At 41.7% G+C, this 24,780-nt stretch carries 23 protein-coding genes, 1 tRNA gene and 1 pseudogene; 5 read left to right on the top strand and 20 right to left on the bottom strand.

All coding sequences use genetic code 11. The annotated features are described in order from the left end of the window. Positions 1-266 precede the first annotated feature (266 nt). The gene (locus NST01_RS16215; protein WP_341042173.1) at positions 267-1,676 is read left to right on the top strand and encodes a polysaccharide deacetylase family protein; all 1,410 of its coding nucleotides are present in this window, start codon (positions 267-269) and stop codon (positions 1,674-1,676) included. Positions 1,677-1,692: 16 nt separating this feature from the next. Here the strand turns inward: NST01_RS16215 and abc-f are convergent, their stop codons facing one another. The 10 genes from abc-f to NST01_RS16265 all read right to left on the bottom strand — a co-directional run bounded on the left by abc-f (position 1,693) and on the right by NST01_RS16265 (position 12,205). Next, the gene (gene abc-f / locus NST01_RS16220; RefSeq protein ID WP_216942820.1) at positions 1,693-3,252 is read right to left on the bottom strand and encodes a ribosomal protection-like ABC-F family protein; all 1,560 of its coding nucleotides are present in this window, start codon (positions 3,250-3,252) and stop codon (positions 1,693-1,695) included. Positions 3,253-3,586: 334 nt separating this feature from the next. Then, positions 3,587-4,357, bottom strand: a complete 771-nt coding sequence (locus NST01_RS16225; RefSeq protein ID WP_341042176.1) for an ABC transporter ATP-binding protein — start codon at positions 4,355-4,357, stop codon at positions 3,587-3,589. Further along, positions 4,351-5,169 carry an ABC transporter ATP-binding protein gene (locus NST01_RS16230; RefSeq protein ID WP_341042177.1) on the bottom strand — a complete coding sequence of 273 codons (819 nt, stop codon included), beginning with the start codon at positions 5,167-5,169 and terminating at the stop codon, positions 4,351-4,353. The genes NST01_RS16225 and NST01_RS16230 overlap by 7 nt, the downstream gene beginning before the upstream one ends. Continuing rightward, positions 5,132-6,019, bottom strand: a complete 888-nt coding sequence (opp1C, locus tag NST01_RS16235; RefSeq protein ID WP_035389463.1) for a nickel/cobalt ABC transporter permease — start codon at positions 6,017-6,019, stop codon at positions 5,132-5,134. Before opp1C ends, NST01_RS16230 begins: the two co-directional genes overlap by 38 nt. A 5-nt stretch (positions 6,020-6,024) precedes the next feature. Next, positions 6,025-6,954, bottom strand: a complete 930-nt coding sequence (gene opp1B, locus NST01_RS16240) for a nickel/cobalt ABC transporter permease (protein WP_242731096.1) — start codon at positions 6,952-6,954, stop codon at positions 6,025-6,027. Positions 6,955-6,969: 15 nt separating this feature from the next. After that, positions 6,970-8,613, bottom strand: coding sequence for a nickel ABC transporter substrate-binding protein (gene nikA, locus NST01_RS16245; protein WP_073412773.1), 1,644 nt, complete (start codon positions 8,611-8,613; stop codon positions 6,970-6,972). A 289-nt stretch (positions 8,614-8,902) separates the two neighbouring features. Further along, positions 8,903-10,072: a macrolide family glycosyltransferase gene (locus tag NST01_RS16250; RefSeq protein ID WP_008347787.1), complete on the bottom strand. Its 1,170-nt coding sequence runs from the start codon at positions 10,070-10,072 to the stop codon at positions 8,903-8,905. Positions 10,073-10,239: 167 nt separating this feature from the next. Then, positions 10,240-11,130 (bottom strand): ABC transporter substrate-binding protein, encoded by an 891-nt coding sequence (locus tag NST01_RS16255; RefSeq protein ID WP_341042579.1) that lies wholly within the window; start codon positions 11,128-11,130, stop codon positions 10,240-10,242. 233 nt (positions 11,131-11,363) lie between these two features. Continuing rightward, positions 11,364-11,828 carry a DinB family protein gene (locus tag NST01_RS16260; protein WP_341042183.1) on the bottom strand — a complete coding sequence of 155 codons (465 nt, stop codon included), beginning with the start codon at positions 11,826-11,828 and terminating at the stop codon, positions 11,364-11,366. Between the two features lie 301 nt (positions 11,829-12,129). Then, positions 12,130-12,205: transfer RNA gene (locus NST01_RS16265), tRNA-Arg, on the bottom strand. A 253-nt stretch (positions 12,206-12,458) separates the two neighbouring features. On the opposite strand from NST01_RS16265, the gene clpP reads away from it, so the two are divergent. Continuing rightward, positions 12,459-13,055 carry an ATP-dependent Clp endopeptidase proteolytic subunit ClpP gene (gene clpP, locus NST01_RS16270; protein ID WP_007500118.1) on the top strand — a complete coding sequence of 199 codons (597 nt, stop codon included), beginning with the start codon at positions 12,459-12,461 and terminating at the stop codon, positions 13,053-13,055. A gap of 55 nt (positions 13,056-13,110) precedes the next feature. On the opposite strand, the gene NST01_RS16275 is transcribed toward clpP, so the two are convergent. Beyond that, positions 13,111-13,689 (bottom strand): LOG family protein, encoded by a 579-nt coding sequence (locus tag NST01_RS16275; RefSeq protein ID WP_017368101.1) that lies wholly within the window; start codon positions 13,687-13,689, stop codon positions 13,111-13,113. A 136-nt stretch (positions 13,690-13,825) separates the two neighbouring features. On the opposite strand from NST01_RS16275, the gene NST01_RS16280 reads away from it, so the two are divergent. Next, on the top strand, positions 13,826-14,167 hold the full coding sequence (locus NST01_RS16280; protein WP_008347798.1) for a MazG nucleotide pyrophosphohydrolase domain-containing protein: 342 nt from the start codon (positions 13,826-13,828) through the stop codon (positions 14,165-14,167). A 230-nt stretch (positions 14,168-14,397) separates the two neighbouring features. Here NST01_RS16280 and NST01_RS16285 read toward each other — a convergent pair whose 3' ends face one another. Both NST01_RS16285 and NST01_RS16290 read right to left on the bottom strand, forming a co-directional pair. Then, the gene (locus NST01_RS16285) at positions 14,398-16,020 is read right to left on the bottom strand and encodes a SulP family inorganic anion transporter (protein ID WP_035701494.1); all 1,623 of its coding nucleotides are present in this window, start codon (positions 16,018-16,020) and stop codon (positions 14,398-14,400) included. 37 nt (positions 16,021-16,057) lie between these two features. After that, entirely contained in the window at positions 16,058-16,639 is a 582-nt protein-coding gene (locus tag NST01_RS16290) for a beta-class carbonic anhydrase (protein ID WP_160757983.1), read from the bottom strand. A 559-nt stretch (positions 16,640-17,198) separates the two neighbouring features. Between NST01_RS16290 and NST01_RS16295 the strand changes: the two genes are divergently transcribed. Next, a complete protein-coding gene (locus NST01_RS16295; protein WP_283931120.1) occupies positions 17,199-18,179 on the top strand; it encodes a 2-hydroxyacid dehydrogenase in 981 nt (326 codons plus the stop codon). A 342-nt stretch (positions 18,180-18,521) separates the two neighbouring features. Beyond that, positions 18,522-18,848: pseudogene (locus NST01_RS16300) on the top strand (ribonuclease); the annotation flags it as partial. Between the two features lie 52 nt (positions 18,849-18,900). Here the strand turns inward: NST01_RS16300 and NST01_RS16305 are convergent. The 7 genes from NST01_RS16305 to trxB form a co-directional block, all read right to left on the bottom strand. Further along, on the bottom strand, positions 18,901-19,644 hold the full coding sequence (locus NST01_RS16305; protein ID WP_341042187.1) for an arylamine N-acetyltransferase family protein: 744 nt from the start codon (positions 19,642-19,644) through the stop codon (positions 18,901-18,903). Between the two features lie 38 nt (positions 19,645-19,682). Continuing rightward, positions 19,683-19,940, bottom strand: coding sequence for an HPr family phosphocarrier protein (locus NST01_RS16310; RefSeq protein WP_008348124.1), 258 nt, complete (start codon positions 19,938-19,940; stop codon positions 19,683-19,685). Positions 19,941-19,966: 26 nt separating this feature from the next. Further along, on the bottom strand, positions 19,967-20,917 hold the full coding sequence (gene whiA / locus NST01_RS16315) for a DNA-binding protein WhiA (protein WP_008348125.1): 951 nt from the start codon (positions 20,915-20,917) through the stop codon (positions 19,967-19,969). Positions 20,918-20,934: 17 nt separating this feature from the next. After that, positions 20,935-21,894 (bottom strand): gluconeogenesis factor YvcK family protein, encoded by a 960-nt coding sequence (locus NST01_RS16320; RefSeq protein WP_008348128.1) that lies wholly within the window; start codon positions 21,892-21,894, stop codon positions 20,935-20,937. Beyond that, positions 21,895-22,782, bottom strand: a complete 888-nt coding sequence (gene rapZ / locus NST01_RS16325) for an RNase adapter RapZ (protein ID WP_182489029.1) — start codon at positions 22,780-22,782, stop codon at positions 21,895-21,897. It abuts the gene before it with no gap. Positions 22,783-22,821: 39 nt separating this feature from the next. Continuing rightward, positions 22,822-23,286, bottom strand: coding sequence for an 8-oxo-dGTP diphosphatase (locus NST01_RS16330; RefSeq protein WP_008348133.1), 465 nt, complete (start codon positions 23,284-23,286; stop codon positions 22,822-22,824). 358 nt (positions 23,287-23,644) lie between these two features. Continuing rightward, a complete protein-coding gene (trxB, locus tag NST01_RS16335) occupies positions 23,645-24,595 on the bottom strand; it encodes a thioredoxin-disulfide reductase (protein WP_024719880.1) in 951 nt (316 codons plus the stop codon). Between the last annotated feature and the right edge of the window lie 185 nt (positions 24,596-24,780).

The raw sequence follows: 24,780 nt of genomic DNA on the forward strand, positions 1-24,780 counted from the left end.
GCCGTCAGCCTCTGAAAAATCAATGTACGGCTCAATTTTTTAATTATTGAAGGTATTGGTAGACGGCAAATAAGAGAATTCTTTCCTTCTGCTTTTTCTCGTTCTGAAAGACCTATCATTTTTTACAGTAGTTTAATAGGAAAATAGTTGACATTCCGCATGAAAATCCCCTAAAATTACAAAAGTAAGTCAAATGTTATAAAAATATTACAAACAGATGTCAAAGGAATAAAGAATGACCCGTCATGAGAGGAGAATTGAAAGTTGTGTCAGTAAAGGGAAAATGGAGTATCATCCTATTTGCGCTTGCCATCGTCATTGGAGCAGTTGCATTCTTTCAAAATCAGCAAGCAAGCGGTACAGAGAAGAAAAATGTGAAGCAGGATACGAATTATAAAAATGTTGAAATTGTCACTCTTGTAAATGACGGGAAGTTTATGAGATATGCGGTGAACTATCCACTTTTTCATCAAAAAAAGCTAGATGACAAGATTCAAAGCTATGCGAATTCAGCATTAGAGCATTTCAAAAAGACATTTAGTGAAGCAAAGGACATTGATGAAAACAAACGGTTTGAACTGAATATTGACTATGACATGGTGCACTATGCAAAACAATCTGCGGCCATTTATTTTACGACCTACACATATACAGGTCAGCAAAATGGAACCACTCATCACGTCACAATCAATTTCGATTTTCAGAAAAAAGACTTTCTTGACACAAAAGATTTATTTCAACCAAAAAAGGACTATTTGAAAAAATTATCCTATATTACATACACGGAGCTTAAAAAAGATAAAACCTTGTCTAAGGATCTATCACTCCTTCAAAAAGGAACAGCCCCTACTGATCAAAACTTCAGTCAATTCGCCTTAAAAGAGAAATATATAGAGTTCTATTTCCCAGCTTCTCAAGTAGCCGCGAAGGACTTAGGCCCGCAAACGCTGGCGATCAAAAAGACGCTGCTAAAAGATATCTTGAAGCCGGAATATATGAATAAGACCAAAAATCAGAATGAAATCAAAGAACCGAATCCAAAAAGAAAAGCCGTCAAGCTGCCGCAAAAGCCAAAGCTTGATCCGAATAAAAAAGCCATCGCACTCACATTTGATGACGGTCCAAACCCAGCCACAACTTCAACCATTTTAGCAGCGCTGAAGGAAAATAAAGGACACGCCACCTTTTTTGTATTAGGAAGCAGGGTTCAGTATTATCCTGGAATGCTTGCCGACATTTTAAAGGGCGGAAATGAGATCGGAAACCATTCATATAACCATCCTTTATTAACGAGACTCCCTCTAAAAGAAGCGGTCAAACAAGTAAAAGACACGCAGAAGCTGATTGAAAAGGCCAGCGGTTATACTCCTACGCACTTTAGACCGCCATATGGAGGAACAAATCCCGAGATCAATCAAGCGGTGGGCATGAACGTTTCATTGTGGGATGTCGATCCTGAAGACTGGAAAATTCGCAACAGCCAGCAGATCACAAACCATGTTCTCTCACATGCAGCAGATGGCAAAACCGTACTCATGCACGATATTTATGACAGCTCTGCTCGAGCAGCGGTGAAGATCATACATGAACTCACCAAACAAGGCTACCAGCTTGTCACAGTCAGCGAACTTGAACAATTGAAAAAAGAACGAAACGAACAGACCCCTGTGCAGTAAACACAGGGGCTTTTTTTTATGACTCTAACAACTTCTTTCTTTTTAACAGCGCTTGAAACGTCTCTTCAAGCTCATGAGAAGGCTCGATGCTTAAACGACTGAGCACTTCAGACAGCTGCATATCAATCAGCAGGAGCTCTTCTTCTTTCTTTGTAGCAGCTGGCTTTTCTTCCTTTTGTTTATATTCTTCATAGGTGCCATCAAAGCGTTCAATGGTACCCTCGTGCACATGAAGAATACGAGTAGCCACCTGCTCAATGAGCCTCCTGTCGTGGGAGACAAACACGACTGTGCCCGGGTAATCTTTTAAAAGTTCTTCAAGCGCTTCTACTGCCGCAAGGTCTAAAAAGTTCGTCGGTTCATCAAGCATCAGTACATTGGCATCACTGACGAGCAGCTTGGCAAGCATCGTCTTCACCCGTTCCCCGCCGCTTAATACGTTCGTCAGCTTATACACATCGTCTCCCCGAAACCCAAGTCTCGCTAAAACGGTGCGCACAATCGTCTCATCTTGAATCGCCTGTTCCAGTGCATTTTGTAAGATCGATTCATCTAGATTCAGTCCTGAAAGATCTTGGCTGAAATAACCGATCTTCACGGCTTCTGAACGAAAAATCCCGGGATGTCCGTTTACAAGCATTCGGAGAAATGTCGTTTTACCGCTCCCATTCTTCCCAATGATCGCGACTTTGTCTCCGCCTCTTACTTCTACATTCGCTTTTTTCCAAAGGACTTTATCTCCTGCCATACCATCTACATGTTCCACACGAAAAATGGTGCGGCTTGCCACTTCCTTCATGGTATGCTGCGTCATTTGAAGAGGCTGGGCTTCCTTTACCTTCTCCACCTTTTCTAATTTCTCCATTCTTGTTTCGATGGATTTGGCTGTTTTTTGAAGCTTTTTTTGCTTGTTTGCATAATAAGGCTTTGCAATTTTAGGCCCCGAGGATTTCAGCTTTGGAGATGGCTTTGTCGCTTTGTCAGCTTTTTTCATTTTCTTTTGCAGTGCATGTTCTAACTGTTTTTTCTTTTGGGTATACGCCTCGTACGCCTCCACGTGCTGGCGATGTTCGAGTTCTTTTTGCCGGGCGAAATCGCTGTAGTTGCCTTTGTATAGTTTGAGCTCCCCATCTTCCAATTCCCAAATGTCTGTACATAACGCATCTAAAAAAGCACGGTCATGCGAGACGACAATCAGAGCACCTTGATGATAACGAAGCTTTTCTTCTAGCCACTCAATATGCTCCGTATCTAAATGAGTCGTCGGTTCATCGGCTAATAAAAGGGCAGAAGGCCGGCTTAAAGCTCTCTCAATATAAGCTTGAGTCATCTCTCCGCCACTTTGTCTGCCATCTCCTGTCTTTAGTTGAGGAAGCAGCGTACAAGTTGTAGTGTGTGCAAATGTGCCGCTATCTGGTTTTTCCCTCCCCGCCAGTACATGGAGCAATGTCGTTTTCCCACTGCCATTCGTCCCTACAAGGCCGATTCGGTCCCCTTGATGAATGGCCAGCTCCTCTATATCAAATAACAAGCGATCCTTTCGAAATACTTTTAATTGGTGGGCTCTCAGTAACATCCAACCCTCTCCTTTCGTATCAGGAGACATGAAAAAGCCTCCCATTCTCAGAATAGGAGGCAAAATGGTGTACAAAAATAAGCGTATCGATACAGAATGACATGCGGTTCATCAAATGAGCACACATCTCCCCCGTATCCATCACTTCAATCTTTGATTCCCAAGCTGTACCATCCTATTCCGAAGCTAAAAAATGAAAACGCAGCAAACATAGCAACACATATCGTTTGCTCACTGCCTTCGTTCTTTCATTTTGCTTACAGGTCATAGGATTAGTACTTCATTGCATTGGGTCACCCTTCCGTCATTTGTTACGTATACGATAAAAGATTGGTTATTTTTTGTCAAGTTGAAAAGGCATGAGTGAGTCTATTAGCTTGAGCGTAAATGGATGAGTCGCTTCAAACAGCTGGTCACTTTTACATTCTTCCTCAAGTTTTCCCTCATGTAAAAAAAGAAGTCGATCACATAAAAAAACGGCTGCCTCTAGATCATGGGTAATCATGAGAATGGTCATATCTAACTCTTGCTTTAATGTCTCAAGAAGCTCCAATATTTGAACTTGGACAGAAACGTCAAGTGAGCTAAGGACTTCATCTAAGATGAGAATGGCTGGATTCGTCGATATGGCTCTTGCTATGCATACACGCTGGAGCTGACCGCCGCTTAGCTGATGAGCATATTGATTTAGCAAAGACGATGGAAGTCTTACTTGCTTGAGCAGGGACAACACTTTTTGGTTCACATCCATGTTTCGCTTTATTATTTGCATGGGTTCTGCTATGATCTCTTTCACTGTAAAGGAAGGATGGACAGAAGATAGATAATCCTGAAAAACAACACTCATTCCCCCCCGGTTCATCTTACGCCATGTATGAGCTGGCCATCCACCTATCTTTATCTCTCCGCCGTCTAATGTTTCTAAACCAAGCAGCGTACGTGCTATTGTACTTTTACCACTACCGCTCTCACCGACTAACCCGACACATTCACCTTCTCCAACCTGAAATGAAACCTGAGCTATGCGTGCTATGGATTCCTCTTTATGAAAAAAGCGCCCTTTATCTTCTCCATGTTTAAGTAGTTGATTTGCTGTGATCAGCATGGGAATGCCCTCACTCTCTTCTGCTGCCTCAGTGCTTCAAGGGGTGCCGATAAGCGAAGCCTCGTTTCTAGTAAATGCCTCGTTTGAGGATGCTCAGGTGATGTAAATATCTCTTTTGCATGACGATGCTCAAGCATCTCCCCTTGGTGCATCACCAACAATTCATCAGCGATTGCCTGAACGACGCCTAAATCATGCGAAATGATGATCAAGGCAGCTCCTGTTTCTTCTTTCAGCCTCTGTAATTGTGTGATGACTTCGCGCCGGTTATATGCATCTAATGATGCTGTAGGCTCATCGGCAATGATCACGTCAGGAGAAAGCATGATCGTAATGGCAATCACGACACGTTGAAGCATTCCTCCCGACAGCTCATGAGGATATTTTTTCATTAACATATGCGGATTGTTTAAATGGACACGTTCTAGCCCAGTGATCGCATGTGCTGTCCCTTCTTTTCCACGTAAACCCAAATGCCGCTGGAACGTTTCAAGTATTTGATGACCAATTGTTTCAATTGGATTGAACGCATTCATAGCATCTTGTGGAATGTAGCCAATTCGCTTTCCTCTCCACTGCTGTGAAGTCTGACTTGTCAATTTTTCACCGTCAAATAAAATGGTCCCAATCATCTCTAGCGAAGGAGGGATAAGGCCAATTAATGCTTTTGCAACGGTTGATTTTCCGCTTCCACTTTCTCCAATAACGCCTAAACAACGTTGTCTATGTAATGTAAACGTGATATTTGCCACTAAATCCTTTTGTTGAATCGGATCATGTACGGACAGATTTTTTATCTCGATGAAAGGCAAACCGTCTCCCCCCTTTTTTGTTGGTAAGGTGCATGGCAGGGTTCATGACCTGCTGAAGACTGTCTCCTAAAAAATTCAGTGCCATGACCACAAATAAGATCGCAAGTCCAGGCGGGAGCATATGAGCCGGGTGCGTCACCATGACATTCTTCGCCTCGTTGAGCATCATGCCCCATTCCGGTGTAGGTGCACTCACACCTAATCCAAGAAAAGACAGAGCAGAAATATTTAAAATGACCCAGCCTGCGTCAAGTGTAGCAAAGACAGCAATCTCTCCTGAGATGCGAGGAAATAGATGTTTTCGAAGGATATAAAAAGGTGAACCCCCAGATACTTTCGCAAACTGAACAGATGGTTCATTCGTATATTGCAGGACTGACGAACGAATCATCCTTGTATACCAAGCCCATTTTGCAAGGACATTGGCCAAAATAATATTGAAAAGCCCAGGTCCCATAATGCCCACAACGGCCAAAATCATCACCTCTGCTGGAAATGACAGCATGACATCACATATTCTCATTAGAGCTCCATCAACTTTCCCTCTAAAAAAGCCAGCTACAAGTCCAAGTATCGTACCAATGAACATCGTGATACACATTGTCAGCACGGCAGCAAGCATCGTTGTCCGAATACCATATAAGAGCCGGGACAATACGCATCTCCCCAGCTGATCGGTTCCGAGGGGATATGTTAGACTCACACCAGCATATTTTTGAAGAATGTTCGTGTCAGTTGGGTCATGCGGCGCTAGAAACGGTGCAAACAGCCCAGCTAATGTGACAAGTACCAAAAGCCAGATAGACAGAATAGCCATTCGATCTTTTCTTAATTGATTCCATACGATCAAATTTTTTAGACCTCCTTTCTTAACTGCGGGTTCATGATCATTTGTATGACATCAGCAACGAGGTTGCACACAACGAACAGGCATCCCATCACAAACAAATAGGCTTGAATAATAGGGAAATCGGCATGAAAAATAGCTGTTACACACAAACGGCCAACCCCTGGCCAAGCAAAGAGATTTTCAATAATGACGGTTCCTGCAATGAGCTTTGGTATTGACATACCGAGTGCTGTTACCGCTAGTTGAAGGGCATGTCTCATCACCTTCAATTGAATGGTTCGTTCCTTTAAACCACGAGCTCTTGCATAAAAAACAAAGGGCTCGTGCTGAAACTTTAGGATTTGATTTCGAATGAGTCTCACATAGGTCGATAAGTAGCCAAACGATAGAGTCATCGCTGGCAAAAGAAGCGATTTAAACCCTTCCATTCCACTCGTGTTGACCCAGTTAAATTTGACTGAAAAAAGCCAGATAAATAAAATGCCCAACCAAAAACTAGGCATGGAAGCTGCAATAAACACAAATGCTCTCACGATTCGATCCAACCATGTATGTGCCGCATATGCACACACCATTCCGAATAACAAACTCAGCACAATAATAAACAAAAGGGACATCCCTGCAAGCTGTAAAGTCGCAGGAAGTGCCTCCATCATCAGGTCAAGTACAGGCTCATGTGTGACATAACTACTGCCAAAATCACCTGTTAATCCGTCTTTAAGCCATGTGACATAGCGTATGAAAAAAGGTTGATCTAAGCCTAACTCTTGACGCATAGATTCAACCATCTCTTCCGTTGGGGTTACTTGGTTCACACGTAAAGCGACCTCAGCTGGATCACTCGCACGCATCGCAAGTAGCACAAACGCAAAAAACGTAATGAATACAATGAGCGGCAAAAGAAGCAATAATCGTTTTATGATATAGCGTGTCATGTCTCAGCCTCCCATTTATGACGAAAAATACATTCGATCAAAGGGAATTTCATACTGAGATACATGAAAATCTACACCTTTGAGGCGCTTATTATAAACGGCCTTTGTCACAGAATAGGAAATAGGGATATACACATTTTCATCATGAATATACGTCAAAATATCTCGGTACATTTGTGCCCTCTTTTTCTCATCCGGCTCCACCAATACTTTCGTAATGGTCTCATCCAACCACTTTTTCTTTTTCAATCCTAACTGAGCTTGATAATCAGCATGGGATGCAACACGGAATGAAGAGACGTATGTTTGAGGGTCATAAGGAAGTCCCCAAGATAGAGAGTACATAAGATCAAACTTTCCTGTTTTTTGACGATCTAAAAATGCCTGTTTTTCTTCACCTCTAATATCCAGCTTGATTCCAACCTGCTTGAAGTCCTGCTGAATCGATTCACTAATCGTTCTTTCACCTGCATTATCCGAATTATAATAAATGGTCACGCTGAGCGGCTTGTCTTCTTGATAGCGATAGCCGTCTTCTTTTAGCTTCCAGCCTGCCTCATCTAATAATGCCTCTGCTTTCTTTTTTTGATAGGTTTTCTTTTTAAGCGGAATATCTGCGTAAGGGACTGATGGGGCGAGCAGTGTATGTGCCACCTGTTCAGTTCCATTTAAAATCCCTTCTGTAATCATCTCTTTTTGAATGGCATATTGAAATGCTTCTCTTACTTTTGGATCTTGTGTTATTGGTTGATTGGAGTTGATCACAATAGATCTTGATCCAACAGGAGGACTCACGGTTACCCCATATTGACCAGCTTCTTTTAAAGCCTGAAATGAATCTCCGTCGATCATGTCACCATCAGCTCCAAATAAGAGGTCGATCTCCCCTTTTTGCAGAGCGAGTAAAATCGTTTGGTGATCCGGCATGACCTTCCATTTCACTGTTGAAATCTTTGGCTTCTTTCCCCAATAGTGATGATTCACTTCAAAAATAGCATATTGATTTTTCTTATGTTCCTTTAACACATAAGGACCTGTACCTGCATAACCTTTGACGCCTTTTGATGTGGTGCCATCAATAAAGCTTTTGGGAGAAATAAAACGGAATGGACGTGTTAAACCAAGTTCTTCTAATGTTGGATAATAGGGCTCCTTCAATGTGAGAACAAATGTATGTTCATCTACAGCCTTTGTGGATTTAATTTCTGACACGAGATTGAGCCAAGCATTTTTTTCAATATTTTTGACAACTGCATCAATATTCATTTTGACAGCCTTCGCATTAAATGGCTCACCATCTGAAAAAGTCACGTTTTCTCGAAGATGAAATGTGTAGGTTTTTCCATCTTTAGAAATATCCCAGCTTTGGGCCAGGGCAGGTTGAATGCCTTTTTCCGTATTCACAACAAGCGATTCAAACACCATATTTTGAGCGGCCATCTCCCCGCCATATAGATGGGGATTAATGTCTCTTATATCTTTTGTACTTGCATACACCAGTTCATCATCTTCTCTTCCACTTAAACTGGAAGAGGTCTTATTTTCAGAACAAGATGCCAATAGAAAACAAGCCATGACTGAAAACAGCATCAAGGTATATGTCACAAAGGACTGCTTTTTCTCGTCCTTTTTCTTTATGTAAACAGGTTGATGATTCATATGTACTTCCCCCAAATGTTCATTTTATCGTAATCATTACGATTATCGATCGAAATGATTACGAATTGAATATTAGCATACAGATCTGGGAAATACAATGTCTTTTTTCACCGAAAAAACAGACTCATGATTGAGTCTGTCAGGTTGTTGACAAAGAGCTAAAATGATCTTTATTTTAGCTCTTTGTCTTCTTTTCAGCGTGAAAGAAAACCTTTGCAGTCTAGGAAGGGCGAGCACCAGCGCACAGACCTGCGGGCGAATTCGAGGGTTTGTCTACACGCTGAGAGACTCATGATTGAGTCTGTTTCGCTTGCATAAACTGATCAATGACACGTAATGCTTTTTCTGTTCCACCTGCTGTTTGGAAACTTTCTTCAATCTTTTCAATTCCAGCACGGTACGTGTCACTTCCCAGTACACTTTCTACAGTATCTCTCAACTGCTTTGCTGTCAGCTGGTCTTTATCGAGTGCACGAGCAGCAGAGAGATCCGTCAGTCTTTTTGCCACCATCGGCTGATCTTTGTCAACCGGAATGACAACCATCGGAACATGATAATGAATACCTTCATTGACACTGTTCATCCCGCCGTGAGTCACAAACACATCTGTCAGTTCAAGGACTTCAAGCTGCGGCACATAAGGCTCGATGAGAAAATGAGATGGCGCTTCTTTTAGGAGAGACATGTCGATTTTTTCACCAGTTGCGAGAATCACTTTTCCATCAAAGTCGGCAAAGGCATCAATACACATATTAAAGAATGCTTCAGTATCTCCAAGAACCGTTCCCATTGAAATAAAGACGACCTTCTCTCCCTCAAGCGTTTCTAACGGGAAATCATGCTGGTCAGCACGTTTTAGAAAGCTAGGTCCAATGAAGACAAACGAATCATCCAATGCATCAACAGACGGCTGAAAATATTCACTTGTATACACCATATTCAGTTCTCCGCGGTTTTTCATGAATTGCATCAAATGGGTTGGCTGAACGCCAAAACGTTCATGTATTTCTTCTAACAGATGAGCCGCCTTCTCATCTTTTCTGTATAGAGGTGTATCAAAATGTGCCTCTTGCAGCACAAAAGAAGGATTCGAACCGATGCCTGGAATCTGTAAGTAATCCCGCACAAGCTCACCTGCTCCAAACATATCAAAATAGACCAAATCAAATGAATGCTGTTGAGAAAGAGTTTCCACCACTTCTAAAATGTCTAATGACGTTTGTAGCATGGCATGAAAAAATGGCTGCATGGATTCCAAATCGTCTTCTTCCACACTTAATGTCCGAATATAATCTGGATGTATATGTATGTGAGCGCCTAAGCGTTTGATCCGCTTTTGATAATGTTCAGTTGTGACCACATGCACTTCATCACCTCGATCAACAAATGCTCTTATCATTCCTAACATTGGGTTCACATGTCCTTCAGCTGGGAACGTAATCATTAAAACCTTCGCCACAAGAATCCTCTCCTTATTGTCAATTCCCTTCCATGTTAATCTTATACAGTGATCGGGCTCAACAAATACGCCTGAAAAGGGCAGAAATGAGTCTTATGGCTAGTATTTTAAGAGGATAGCAGAAAAAAAGACAAAGCCTCCTGTTTAAGTGCTTTGTCTTCTTTTTATTAATTTTTAAGTAGCATTTGTTTAAACGTAGCAGACTGTTTTTCAATTGAGATTGGATCAGCATAGATAAATTCATTGATTGAATAGGTTAGAACATGTCCTTGTTTTACTGCTTTATTTTTCTTCCATACACCACTGCTTGTGATATCAAAATTCGGTGCTTTTCCATCCTTTGTTGGTACAAGTAAATAGTCGCCAGTATACTCGTTCATCTCTTCTAATGAAATGCCGAGATACCCTTCTTTTGGAAGAGCTTTTTCTGCCTTTTCAGGCAAGCTGAACCCATAGCCTTGATAGATGACTGCCCCGCCGCGGCCAAAGTCTGTACCAAATAAGTATACTTGCTTTGGTTCGACGTCCATAATAGAGAACGTCTTGTCATCACCAATTTTTGCTTTAATCTCTTTGCCGTCTTTTTTCAGCTGCTCGTCCATTTCTTGTATTTGTTTTTTCGCTAACGATTCTTTTCCAAGAATCTTTCCGATTTCAATATGCATCTCTTTGAAGCTATGCTCACTTGTTGTGAAAGTAATTGTTTTTGCGATCTTTTTATATTTCTCAACTTGATCATTTTGTGAATAAGCAATGATGAGATCAGGCTTCAGTTTGGCGATTGCCTCCACATTTTCTATCGGCACCCTCTTCACACCTGTTTCATCTAAAAAGGATGATTTAGGATAAACATCTGTCATGCCAACAGGTGTCACACCTAACTTTTTAAAATTTCCAAGCTGCGCTGTTAACACAACAATACGCTTTGGCTTGTCAGGAATGGTGATCTTTTCACCCGTTTCAGTTGTATATGTACGAGTATTTGATTCTTGTTCTTTATTGTCTTTCTGCCCGCAAGCCACCAACAATACTGCCAGCAGACTCATAAGCCAAATCATTTTTTTCACTGACGAAACCACCTTTAATTGAGAATGATTATTAATTATAGCATAAATAGTTTGGTATAGATGTAAAGTTTTAGAAGTGAACGCCACACAAAAACCCCTCTCTTAATGGAGAAGGGTTTGAGAGACCTTGTTCTATCGTAAACTAGGTCGAGCATGAACTCGAAGAACGTATAATTGACATTACTTGAACCAACACGATGGATGGTTATTTGAATTGAGGACAGTTATTCAAACATAGAAATTTTAGGGTCTTTATCGTAACAGTGAACAAGCATAGCGTGTACTTGCCCCCTATGATGATAAACATGTGCTAAAATCTCTAACAACCATTCATACCTTGTATATGTCACACCCCAATAGGAAGTGGTACGAGACAGTAGTTCTGTGTCCGATAATTTCATATAATTATTTTTTAATGAATGAAAATTAGTCATTAAGCCATTTTCTATCGACTTTACAGTTTTATATGATACATTAGCATAAAATGTTTCCATCTCTTCTTGAGTCGCCTCATTCGCAATACGCCAGTCAGCTTCACAAATGATCGCAATGTGTTCCAACAACTCTCCGATAGACTGCTTATGAGGTGTTGGTCTTTTGCGTAAATCAGCTTCTTCTAATTGACTCACTATTTTTACTAATGTTTTAACAGCTACTTCAATTTGATGTAAAACACTTTCACAATTCATTAGTGCCTCCTTATGAATGAATTTTGCCCTTTTCGTTGAACAAGCTTTGAGAATATTGATGAACTGACTTTATACTCCAATAATAGATTAAGTTTACTTGATTGCCTATCATCAAGAAAATTTGTCTTTTTAACAATTTTAATCTGTGTTTTTCGATACAAGATGAACTCTCTAATAAATAGTGAAGTTCCTCTCAATCTACTCACACAACACCACTCATAAAAAACAAAAAAACCCTTTATTTTAAAGGGTTTTTTGCTTTTTTACAAATTATAAATCAAATCCTACCGGATACTATAGACGCGCTCGGAGGGATTCGAACCCCCGGCAGACGTGGTACCGGAAACCACCGCTCTATCCAACTGAGCTACGAGCGCACGATATGTTTTTTGAACGTCAGCATATCAAATTATAAGGGAAATGCTGCAAGAAAGCAATGATTAATCGCTATCCCTGTCGATGCATTTTCTTCATTCCCATACATATACTCATATGATGGTTTGAAGTGGAAGAGTTTTGGGGAAAATGGATAGGGGTATTTGATTTTAGGTCAGCATTTTGTTTGACCTTTATTGACCAAAAATGTATCATTGAATTACATACTTACCTAAAAGGTGAAGGAGGAACATTATGAATTTAATACCTACAGTCATTGAGCAAACAAATCGTGGGGAAAGAGCTTACGACATTTATTCTCGTCTTTTAAAAGACCGTATTATCATGCTTGGTTCTGCGATCGATGACAATGTTGCCAACTCCATCGTATCACAGCTTCTCTTCTTAGAAGCCGAGGATCCAGAAAAAGATATCTCTATCTACATTAACAGCCCTGGCGGTTCGATCACAGCTGGTATGGCCATTTACGATACGATGCAATTTATTAAACCAAAGGTATCAACTATTTGTATTGGTATGGCTGCATCTATGGGTGCGTTCCTGCTTGCTGCTGGTGAAAAAGGTAAGCGTTATGCCCTTCCAAATAGTGAAGTGATGATTCACCAACCACTAGGTGGTGCGCAAGGTCAAGCAACAGAAATTGAAATTGCGGCAAAACGAATCCTTTCTTTACGCGATAAACTGAACCAAGTACTTGCTGAACGTACTGGTCAGCCAATTGAAGTCATTGAGCGTGATACAGATCGTGACAACTTCAAAACAGCGGAAGAAGCACTTCAATACGGACTCATTGACAAAGTCTTGACCCGTAATACAGAAGAACAAAAATAATCACAAAACAAACCGTCTGCTCTTTGAACAGACGGTTTTTTGTTATGCATCTATTTTAAGACAGCTCCGTCCATTTCTGCTGAAGAGACGGTGTTTGATAGGAAGCCATCTGTGAAATCAATTCTTCCGGTTCTCCAGAGGCATGTAGCAATTGAAGGTGTGATTCATTCGAAAAACCTTCCTGTACACTAAACTTCACCATGTCTATGAGCGGATTGAAATAGTCATTCACTTGATACAATCCGATTGGCTTTTGATGGATGCCAATTTGCGCCCAACATAGCACCTCAAATAATTCTTCATATGTACCAAAACCACCTGGCATGGCAATAAACCCATCGGCCAGCTCGCTCATTTTCGCTTTTCGTTCATGCATCCCTTTGACTTCAATGAGTTCAGTGAGCTCTTGATGCACAACTTCTCCTCTAAAAAGCCCTTTTGGCATGACTCCGATCACTTGCCCGCCGTTTTTCAATACCTCATCCGCTATAGCTCCCATTAAGCCAATTCGTGAGCCACCGTATACAAGACGGATTCCTTGCTCTGCCATATAAGCCCCTAGCTCGACAGCTTTTTGTTTGTAGATGTCATTCACACCTGGATTCGAACCAGCAAACACACAAATCGTTTTCATCAAAACAGCTCCATCTCTCTCTATGATTTCTTCACCCACTCATTCTACTATAATTCATTGTAAAGAAACAGCCGCTTCATCTATATATAGTGTAAAATCAGAAGGTGAACACCATATAAGGAGCTGTATAAAGAGAATGCAAACAACTGAAATGGAAAAATGGATCAAAGATTTCTACAAAATGAGAAATTGGACAGAATACGGGCCGTTTATCAGGTTAGGTTTCCTGATGGAAGAAACAGGTGAACTCGCTCGCGCAGTCAGGGCGGTCGAAATTGGACGCGATCGACCTGATGAGAAAACACAGGAGGATGCCGCGTTAAGAAAGGACCTTATTGAAGAAATGGGAGATGTCTTAGGAAATCTACTTGTTCTAGCTGATCTCTATGATGTAACAGTAGAAGAGGTCTTCTCTTCCCATCAACAGAAACTCACACAACGGTTTTCTAGTGAAAAAGAGCAGGTAAAAAGCCCGTGACCGACATGTCACGGGCTTCAGATTGTTGACAAAGGGCTAAAATGAACTTGATTAGCCCTTTGTCTTCTTTTCAGCGTGATAGAAAACCTTTGCAGTCTAGGAAGGACGAGTACCGGCGCGGAGCGAATTTGACATTCGTGAGCACCGGCACGCAGAACTGACAAAGAATGCGAGGGTTTGTCTATACGCTGAAGCACGTGACCGACATGTCACGTGCTTTTTTTAGCCTTTTATAGCTGCTGTGGTGAAATATCATCCGTTCGTTCAAAGAAATGCTGTTTTCCAATGTGATGGAAAAGACCGGTACGATGCAAAAGCTCTTTTGGCTGTGATTGAAGCCCTACAATCATCAATTTTCCATTGTGATGCTTTAAACGATTAGAAATGTTCATCAGAACCGCTTCTGCTGAGGTGTCCATATAATTCACTTTGTTCATAAGCAAAATGAGTGTTTTCGGCTTTGTCTGAACATGATCCAAAATCGAATTTTCCAATGAATCGGTTGTACCGAAAAAGAGTGGCCCTTCAATCGAATACATACTAATCCCTTTCTGATCGGTCTCCCTTTCTAAGGCAGCTGCGGTTTCGATTTGAGGAACAGCAACATTTGAGGAAATATTCGTTGTCTGGCTCATTTTTTTGATAAAGGCGATAAACGCTAAAATGAGACCTGCAGTCACCCCTATAATCAAATCACCGATGACCGTTAGCAGGAAGGTCACGACAAGCACAAGGGAATCCGCATTTTTGACTTTGACAATATTGATAAACTCCTTTTTCTCACTCATATTCCACGCCACAAACATCAAAATCGGTGCCATGGCAGCAAGTGGAATCATCGATGCATATGGTGCAAATAACATTAAGATGAGCAAGACAACGACACCATGCACGACTCCTGAAATGGGGCTTGCTCCACCATTTTTAATGTTTGTTGCCGTACGAGCAATCGCTCCAGTCGCTGGGATCCCTCCAAAAAGCGGTGCCGCCATATTGGCAATTCCTTGTCCGACGAGTTCTTTATTGCTGTCATGTTTAGAACCTTTCATATTATCAGCTACCATCGCGGACAAGATCGACTCCACGCCGCCCAAAAGCGCAATGACAATAGCCGGCGGCAGCAAATAAATCATTTTTTCAATCGTCAATTCAGGAAAAGCGAAAGTTGGTAGCTGACGAGGGATTTCGCCATATGCAGAGCCGATGGTTTCAACTTGTCCTTGAAAAAAGAGAACAGCTATAAATGTTGAAACGAGTAGACCTAATAGAGCACCAGGTATTTTGGGAATGTATTTTTGTGCCGCCAAAATCACGATGAGCCCAACAATCGCTGTGAGAATGGCGAGACTGTTTGCGGTACCGAGATGGACCACGATTTCTCTCATATTGAGGAAAAAGCTTTCATGTTTTTCAACACCCTTTAATCCGAGGAAGTTGGCAATCTGTCCTGAAAAAATAATGACAGCAATGCCGGCAGTAAAGCCGATGATAACCGGACGAGGAATAAATTTCATGAGCTTTCCTAGTTTGAATATTCCGAATAAGACAAGCATACAGCCTGCCATAAAACCAGCAATGAGTAAGTTTTCAATACCGTACTGGCTGACGATCCCGAATAAAATTGGAACAAATGCCCCGGTCGGTCCGCCAATCTGATACTTTGAACCACCAAACAATGAAATCAAAATGCCGGCAACGATGACTGTGTATAATCCGTATTCTGGTCCGACACCAGATGCAATGGCAAAAGCCATGCCTAAAGGAATTGCCACAACGCCCACGACAAGCCCAGCGATTAAATCGCGTCTAAACTTTGATGAATCATAACCTTCAAATCTTCCATAAAAACGCATGGTATGTGTTGGCCTCCTTCAAGTATGTGTAGATGATTTAGGTATATTGCGGGTCGATCTGTTTATCTTTTATAACGACATCCAGCTTTCCTGTTGCCGGATGAATCACTAGTCCATGAACAGCTACATCACTTGGCATGAGCGGGTGTTCTTTGACTAATTTCACACTTTGGGATACGCTCTCTTCCACTGAATCAAAGCCTGTCAGCCAGCCCTTTAAATCAACACCTGCGCTTTTCACAATGCTCAAACACTTTTCCTCAATTCCACGTGCTTTTGCCTTTTCAAGTAAAGGGTCTGCCGCAAGGCCTGCCATTCCGCATTCATGATGGCCGACAATGCATACTTCCTCTGCTTTCAGCTCATAAATGGCTAGTAAAATACTCCGCATGACACTACCAAATGGATGTGTGACGATGGCTCCTGCATTTTTAATGATCTTCGCATCACCGTTACGAAGCCCCATGGATTGGGGTAATAATTCCAACAGGCGTGTATCCATACAAGTTAATATAACCAATTTCTTCTCAGGAAATTTTCCCGCCTTGAAAGGCTCATACTGTCTCTCTTTCACAAAGTCTTCATTGTGCTGAAGAATCTGTTCTAATGTTGATTCCATCCTGTCATCTCCTAACTTTTTTAAGTGATTGTAACGCTTACCTGGCCTCCTTTTCCCTTGTGTGTTCTCAAGCATAGAGAAGAAAAATGATAGAAAAAAAAGAAAAAAATGAGAAAACGATGAGAGAATATGTAAACATTTTCTCTATTTTGCTCTTTGTTCCGCTTCAGCACAGGGGATATGCGGCTTTTGCTTACAAACGATGGCTCTCATTTCACCAAAAAACGATGAAATGGTTTAGTAGAAAATGACCATCCCGTTTAATACACTGCAAATATAATAAATTTTCTATCAAAAAGTCTCGATCTATTTTCCAGTTTGTCAGATTATCTCTCGAAACATCTAGCATTTTTCTATGACTCATCTACTAATCACTCGTTTTTCTACATCATAAAAAGACATCAGATGGCCATGTCATTTACTCTTTCACTATAAAAATCTCTCCTTTTCCGTTATTTCAGTATATTAAATATTGAGCAGCTCATATTCAAACGTGTACTGCCAAAATGGTTGCTTTATAATAAAAAGAGAAAGATGATCATGTGAAAGGAGCGAGTTGATGATAAAACCACATATTTTTGTCGCCAAACCCTTACCTGCCTCTTTTGAAGACATGCTAAAGGAACATTGTACATATGAGGTATGGCAGTCAAAGGACCCGATCCCAAGAGATCTGTTATTTGAGAAGCTGCAGAATGCTGATGGCCTTTTAACATCTGGTACGAAAATTGATCAAGATTTATTAGATCATGCACCCCAACTCAAGGTGGTGAGCAATAATTCAGTCGGCTATGACAATTTTGATCTAGAAGCCATGAGACAAAGAGGCGTGATTGGTACGCACACGCCTTATACACTCGATCATACCGTTGCTGATCTTGCCTTTTCGCTCATTCTCTCTTCTGCAAGGAGAATTGCCGAGCTTGATCGTTTTATCCGCAAGGGAGAATGGACAAAATTTGTTCAAGAGGAAGATATATTCGGCATTGACGTCCATCATCAAACGCTTGGGATCATTGGAATGGGACGAATCGGTGAGCAAGTAGCCAAACGAGCCGCTCATGGTTTTGATATGAACGTTCTCTATCACAACCGGAGCCGAAACGAGAAAGCCGAATCGGCATATGGCGCTGTATATTGTGCACTGGATGACTTGCTGAAGCAAGCTGATATCATCGTGTTAATCACACCGCTGACTGATGAGACGTACCATATGATAGGAGAGCGGGAATTGAAATTAATGAAGCCGACAGCTTTATTCGTGAACATCTCCCGCGGAAAAACCGTCGATGAGAAAAGCCTCATTCAAGCACTGCAGGAAGGGTGGATTAAAGGAGCTGGTCTGGATGTGTACGAGCAAGAACCGCTTCAGGAAGATCATCCTTTCAAAGAGATGGACAATGTCACACTTGCCCCGCATATCGGTTCCGCTACTGAAACGACAAGAGACCTTATGCTGAAACGAGCCATTCATAATGTGATTCATGGAATTGACGGCAAAGCCCCTGTTGATATTGTGAAGGAGCTTGCCTCATCTTAATTGAAAAAAGGCGCAGGGAACTGCGTCTTTTTGTTTACGTCATCTAGAGACAGTAGGTCAAAAAGCCTCATTTTCACCAATCTCCTGATTCTTTACATTCTCTTCATATGCCGGTGCTATAATATGAGATAGACAAGCATCAAGAGGACGGCATCCCATTTCCTTTTGAGGAGGATCAAGATGAAAAAAATAAGTTCGATTTTTACTCTGTTCGCTCTGATTGCTGCCATTCTGTTTTCTGGATTTATCCCGCAGCAAGCCCATGCAGAAACACCACTTACACCAACAGCCACAAATGAAACTGCTTCCGTACAGCTTGCACCAGACCTTCGTACCCTTGCCGTCATTAATACCTTTGATGGTGTAGCAGATTACTTAATCCGCTATAAACGACTACCTGATAATTACATCACCAAATCACAAGCGAGCGCCCTCGGATGGGTTGCATCAAAAGGAAATTTAGCTGAAGTCGCGCCGGGCAAAAGCATCGGTGGAGACGTATTCTCTAATCGGGAAGGACGCCTTCCATCAGCTAGTGGCCGTACATGGCGTGAAGCCGACATCAACTACGTCTCCGGTTTCCGTAATGCTGACCGCCTAGTATACTCAAGTGACTGGCTCATTTATAAAACAACCGATCACTATGCGACATTTACGCGGATTCGTTAATCATTGTAAAAAGACTGCCCTAAGTCAAAAGGGCTGTCTTTTTTCATATTGTTTACGGAAGCAGTTTTTGTACGTACTCCTCAAACGGTTGTGAGAGTGGTTTCTTCGATACTTCTTCCTGTTCATGTATCGTGACATGATCTTCTGTCACGATCACACGACCTGTTGGTGTCAGTTTGGATGCAAGCGGCCTTTTGTTAAAAGGAGAGGCTTCATTTTCATAAATCTCATGCCTCAATTGCACAAGTGTATCTTCACCGACTTCTTTCAATGTAAAAGCATAACCTGTTTCAGCACCCGCTCCCCTATCCAATTGGAGTAGATGGGTTCCTTTTTCTGTTTCCTCTGCGTTCACTCGAAAACGAAGGGACGGTGCTTCCACCCATTCACCTGTAAAAGGGACGGGCTGAAGGGGTAAATTCACACCAAATCCTGCATCAATGAGGTAGCGCTCATGGTGATGTTGAAGGACGATGGCTACATGCGTCCCATCCAGTGCCCACTTCTCCGCTTCTTTGTTATATACGGTCCCTTGAACGAGCTGTACAGCGAGACCTGCCTCTTTTAAGACATAATATAAGAGCGGATTGAGGTCATAGCAAAGACCACCTCTGCTGCCTTCCAGAAGATGATGCTTCAAACCTTCTTGATCCAAAGCATAGGCGTGTTTACCCACCACAGATCTATTTTCAAAAGGAAAGGTATAAGCCATCTTCCTTAGTAAATCAGGCAATTGATCAAAGGTAATGGACGCGGCTTCATATCCAATTTTCTGTAAAAAGGCTGATTGAATCACAACTTTCCCTCCTAAAAAAACTGAGCCCTTGAAGAGACTCAGTTTTCTTGATTGATAAAATCCGTTAACGCATCGATGGCTTCTTGTTCATCTGCTCCATCAGCTATTAGTTTGACGGTGACCCCAGAGCTGATCGCAAGGCTCATCAGTCCCATAATACTCTTCGCATTGACCTTTTTCCCATCTTTCTCTAGAAAAATATCAGCACCAAAACGATTGGCTTCTTGAACGAACAAAGCAGCCGGACGTGCCTGCAAACCCGTTTTCAGCTGAATTGTGACCGTTTTTTCCACCATATGATCTGCCTCCCTTTTTTATTTCCCTATTTGAGTGTAACAGCTTGTCCGTTTCTTAATTGTTCTGCAATTTGATCTAGCTTTCTTAAACGGTGATTAATGCCTGATTTGCTGATCTTGCCGCTTTCCACCATTTCGCCAAGTTCCTTTAGTGTGACTTCTTGGTAGTCGATACGCAGTTGCGCAATTTCACGCAGCTTATCTGGCAGGGCGTCTAGTCCAATCTTTTCGTCAATGAATTGAATATTTTCAACCTGGCGCAGTGAGGCACCGATCGTTTTATTCAAGTTTGCTGTTTCACAATTGACGAGCCGGTTCACTGAATTCCTCATATCTCGGACGATGCGCACGTCTTCAAAACGAAGCAATGAGTTATGAGCACCCACAACACTTAAGAATTCCGTAATTTTCTCAGCTTCCTTCATGTATGTGATAAAGCCTTTTTTTCGTTCAAGTGTTTTACTGTTAAGATGGAATTGATTCATGAGCTCACAAAGGGCATCATTATGTTCTTTGTATAGTGAAAAAATCTCAAGGTGATACGAAGAGGTTTCTGGATTATTCACAGAACCTCCTGCTAAAAAAGCACCTCTCATATAGGAACGCTTGCAGCATCTTTTCTTCACAAGTTCTTCTGAAATGTTGCGTTCAAATACAAATTGTTCACCTAATATCTTTAGGTCCTCTAAAATGGTTTTCGCTCGTTCTACCAGTCTGACAATATACACATTATTCTTTTTTAATCTCATTTTTTTACGAACGAGCAGCTCGACAGTCACATCGTATTTCTTTTTCAAAAGGGTATAAATACGTCTTGCAATGGCTGCGTTCTCTGTCTGTATATCTAAAATCAATTTTCGATTAGAAAAAGATAATGAACCGTTCATACGGATGAGGGCAGAAAGCTCTGCTTTTGTGCAGCAGTCCTTCACTTCCAGATTAGTCAGCTCTTTTTTTGTTTCGGATGCAAATGACATCCTTGCCACCCCCATTCCTATTTTTTCTGATGCAGCAAATCGACAAGCAGCGCAGCTACTTTCAGCGTGTCATGACGAATCACATGCTGGTCATATGTAATGATTTCCCCAGGGATGACTTCTAGTCCCATGGCTTTGAGTACATCTGTGTCGAATTGTACAGGCTGCGCCTGCTCTTCTGCATATTTTGCTTTGATTTCTTCTGGAATTTCTTTATTGTTCACAAATATCGTATCGATAAATGGTCGGTCCATATGATCGTTTAGTGCCTGCACATGATCAGCTGCACTGTAGGAAAGCGTTTCCCCCGGCTGTGTCATGACATTACAAATATAGACTTTTTTCGCCTTAGAACGAATCACTTCTTCGCCAATATGCGGTACAAGCAAGTTTGGCAAGATACTTGTATACAAGCTGCCAGGTCCAAGGACGATCAAGTCGGCTTCACGAATGACTTGAATGGATTCTGGGAGCGGCTCTATCGTATCGGGTGTGAGAAACACTCGTTTAATTCGCTCACCATAGGTTGGGATTTTTGATTCTCCTGTTACCACTTGCCCATTTTCTAATTCAGCATGAAGAACAACACTTGAATTCGCTGCTGGCAATACTTTTCCTCTCACATTTAAGACCTTGCTCATTTCTGTGACAGCATGAAAAAAATCACCGGTTATATTCGTCATAGCCGCAAGAATGAGATTGCCGAGAGAGTGGCCTGTTAAGTCATTCCCTTTATTAAAACGGTGCTGAAATAAATCTTCTACAAGCGGTTCGACATCAGAGAGTGCCGCAAGTACATTTCGAATATCGCCTGGAGGCGGAATATTCAAATCATGTCGCAGTCTGCCTGAGCTTCCTCCGTCATCAGCAACCGTTACAATAGCGGTAATATCCACTGGCTTTGTTTTTAGCCCTCTGAGCAAAACAGATAAGCCAGTGCCCCCGCCAAGAATGACCACCTTTGGAAGTGTCGTCATCTATTTTCTGCTTCTCTTTTCAATGTCCCGGTGAGTGACATGAGTATAGTAGTCATTTTTAAAATACTCCGATAAGTAGTTCGCTAGCGTCACTGATCGGTGCTGTCCACCTGTACAGCCAATAGCGATCACCAGCTGACTTTTCCCTTCTCGTTTATAGGACGGAAGCATAAAGCTGAGAAGGTCGATTAATTTCTCTGTGAACTTTTGCGTTTCACTCCACTTCATGACATAGGAGCGTACTTCTTCATCATTTCCAGTCTGTGGACGCATGCTCTCAATATAGTAAGGATTCGGCAGAAATCTCACATCAAATACAAGATCAGCATCAATTGGCAGACCGTATTTAAAACCGAAGGACATCACATTCACTGTAAACACCTGCCCTTGGCTTGTGGCAAAGTGTGCGACAATTTTTTCTCGAAGCTGTTTCGGTTTTAAATCCGATGTATCAAAAATCATTTGAGCCCGGCCTTTTAACTCTTCTAACAGAGCGCGTTCCATCTCAATTCCTTCGAGCGGCAAACCTGTTGTCGCAAGGGGATGAGAACGTCTCGTTTCTTTATATCTTGAGACAAGCACCTTATCGTTTGCATCTAAAAATAGAATCCTTGGTGTGATCCAGCCGATATCACTCATCTCATCTAAGGCAGCAATTAAGCTATCAAAGAATTCACGTCCTCGCAAATCCATCACAAGGGCCACCTTGCTCATCTTTGAATTGGATTCCTTCATGAGCTCTAGAAACTTCGGTAAAAGTGATGGCGGTAAGTTATCCACACAAAAGTAACCTAAGTCTTCAAAGCTTTGGATGGCAACGGTTTTCCCCGCACCTGACATCCCTGTAATAATCACAAGCTGAATATCATCTTGTTTGTGCGTATTCATGCCTGCTCCCTCTCCTTCTTTATGAAAACGGTTCATTTATTAGTCTCCTTGAGGATCTAATCGATAAGCAATCAGCTCAAAATCTGGTGTATACGTAAAAGTGCCGTGGAGAAGTCCTTTCCCTTTCAACATGAAGTCAAGAATATGGGAATCTCCTGGAGCCATCGGCAAGCTGGGCACATCTTTTACATCATGCCATTTTAAAATGCCTTCCTCCGACTCTGATACGTTTTTTCCTGTAAAGGAATCTGCCATAAAGGTGAACATCATCCACTCTTGAACGATTTGATCGCCTTCTTTTATGATAAAGGTAAACACGCCTTTTAGCTGAGGATTTAAAATATAAATGCCTGTTTCTTCTCTAAATTCTCGAACGACTGAATCCTTGACCGATTCTCCGCTCTCCATTTTGCCGCCAGGTGCTACCCACCAGCCTCGTCTTGGCTTTTGCAGCAAGAGAACTTGATCTTCGTGATGCAGCACACAATTGGTTACTCGTTGCATCAGCTGTCACCTACTCTTTTATGTCTTTTTCTTATTATACAGGTTCATCATGACTCCCACAATGAACATGCCCGTTCTTCACTGAAAACAGACAGGTTTTCGTATGAATATGGCGACGGGCACTTTCTCTATTCTTTATTTTACAACATGTAACGGTTCTCCATGCGTCATTTGTGAACATCTCGTGAATTTCTGATTTTAAGCAAAAAAAAAGGACACGGATTCACATCCGTGCCAAACATGTATTCCTTATAAAAGGGGGTCAATTACTAGTTTCATCATAACGGATAATTATTTCACCCGTGTTACATTCCAGTTAAAAGCCCGTGACGCAATATTAAGGATTTACGACAGCTGTTTATTTCATTGCTTTTAGCTTTTCAGCAAGCTCTTCTACATAATGCTGTGCACTCTGTGCTGCAATACTTCCATCACCTGTTGCTGTGACGATTTGACGAAGTGTTTTCTCACGAATGTCACCAGCTGCGAAGATTCCTTCAACTTTTGTTTCCATTCTTTCGTTCGTCTCAATGTAGCCCTCTGCATTTGTAATCCCTAGATTTTCAAATGGTTTAGACAGCGGCAACATACCGATGTAGATAAAGACGCCATCTGTTTTGAAGTCTTCTTCCTCACCTGTCACGGTATCAATTAATGTCACACTGCCGACTTTCCCATTTTCTTCATTGATTTCTTTAACGGTTTTGTTCCACATAAAGTCGATTTTTTCATTATCAAATGCACGTGCTTGTAAGATGCTTTGGGCACGAAGTTTGTCGCGTCTATGGACAATTGTGACTTTAGATGCAAAGCGAGTGAGGTAAACACCCTCTTCTACTGCTGAGTCTCCTCCACCAATCACGACAAGCTCTTTGTTTTTAAAGAAGGCACCGTCACATACAGCGCAGTATGATACGCCGCGGCCGCCAAGTTCTTTTTCGCCTGGTGCACCGATTTTTTTGTATTCAGCACCTGCCGCAATAATGACAGAGCGTCCTTTGTATTCTTTTGAACCAGCTTTGACGATTTTGTACTCTTCACCATCTACAATTTCTTTAATATCGCCATACGCATACTCGGCACCGAATTTCTTTGCATGCTCAAACATTTTATTTGAAAGTTCCGGCCCTAAGATGCTTTCAAAGCCCGGATAGTTCTCGACATCTTCCGTATTCGCCATTTGTCCGCCTGGAATTCCTCTTTCAATCATCAGTGTTGAAAGATTTCCCCGTGATGTATAAACAGCGGCTGTCATTCCGGCAGGACCCGCTCCAATGATGATCGTATCGTAGATTTTTTCTTCTGACACAACTGTCACTCCCTCTTCAATTGCTGCTAGCATTTCTTATTAGAATGCCCTTGGGTGATGCTTCCATTCATGACAGAGAGCATCATTTCCACTCTTAGCTTTTATTCCTTACCCATATCCTATTAAATCTGCGGATAATAAGCGAATCATTTGCTCATATCTTCAAAAAAAGAAAAAGCTTCCTT

The organism is Bacillus sp. FSL R7-0166, assembly GCF_038008935.1.
GTDB classification, from domain to species: Bacteria; Bacillota; Bacilli; order Bacillales; family Bacillaceae; genus Bacillus; species Bacillus altitudinis.

Bases quoted from the DNA above. Each gene is read 5' to 3' on its own strand.
- abc-f (WP_216942820.1), bottom strand. From the start codon at position 3,252: ATGTTACTGAGAGCCCACCAATTAAAAGTATTTCGAAAGGATCGCTTG.
- NST01_RS16225 (WP_341042176.1), bottom strand. From the start codon at position 4,357: ATGCTGATCACAGCAAATCAACTACTTAAACATGGAGAAGATAAAGGG.
- opp1B (WP_242731096.1), bottom strand. From the start codon at position 6,954: ATGACACGCTATATCATAAAACGATTATTGCTTCTTTTGCCGCTCATT.
- nikA (WP_073412773.1), bottom strand. From the start codon at position 8,613: ATGAATCATCAACCTGTTTACATAAAGAAAAAGGACGAGAAAAAGCAG.
- NST01_RS16255 (WP_341042579.1), bottom strand. From the start codon at position 11,130: ATGATTTGGCTTATGAGTCTGCTGGCAGTATTGTTGGTGGCTTGCGGG.
- NST01_RS16260 (WP_341042183.1), bottom strand. From the start codon at position 11,828: ATGAATTGTGAAAGTGTTTTACATCAAATTGAAGTAGCTGTTAAAACA.
- clpP (WP_007500118.1), top strand. From the start codon at position 12,459: ATGAATTTAATACCTACAGTCATTGAGCAAACAAATCGTGGGGAAAGA.
- NST01_RS16275 (WP_017368101.1), bottom strand. From the start codon at position 13,689: ATGAAAACGATTTGTGTGTTTGCTGGTTCGAATCCAGGTGTGAATGAC.
- NST01_RS16280 (WP_008347798.1), top strand. From the start codon at position 13,826: ATGCAAACAACTGAAATGGAAAAATGGATCAAAGATTTCTACAAAATG.
- NST01_RS16285 (WP_035701494.1), bottom strand. From the start codon at position 16,020: ATGCGTTTTTATGGAAGATTTGAAGGTTATGATTCATCAAAGTTTAGA.
- NST01_RS16290 (WP_160757983.1), bottom strand. From the start codon at position 16,639: ATGGAATCAACATTAGAACAGATTCTTCAGCACAATGAAGACTTTGTG.
- NST01_RS16295 (WP_283931120.1), top strand. From the start codon at position 17,199: ATGATAAAACCACATATTTTTGTCGCCAAACCCTTACCTGCCTCTTTT.
- NST01_RS16310 (WP_008348124.1), bottom strand. From the start codon at position 19,940: ATGGTGGAAAAAACGGTCACAATTCAGCTGAAAACGGGTTTGCAGGCA.
- whiA (WP_008348125.1), bottom strand. From the start codon at position 20,917: ATGTCATTTGCATCCGAAACAAAAAAAGAGCTGACTAATCTGGAAGTG.
- NST01_RS16320 (WP_008348128.1), bottom strand. From the start codon at position 21,894: ATGACGACACTTCCAAAGGTGGTCATTCTTGGCGGGGGCACTGGCTTA.
- rapZ (WP_182489029.1), bottom strand. From the start codon at position 22,782: ATGAATACGCACAAACAAGATGATATTCAGCTTGTGATTATTACAGGG.
- NST01_RS16330 (WP_008348133.1), bottom strand. From the start codon at position 23,286: ATGCAACGAGTAACCAATTGTGTGCTGCATCACGAAGATCAAGTTCTC.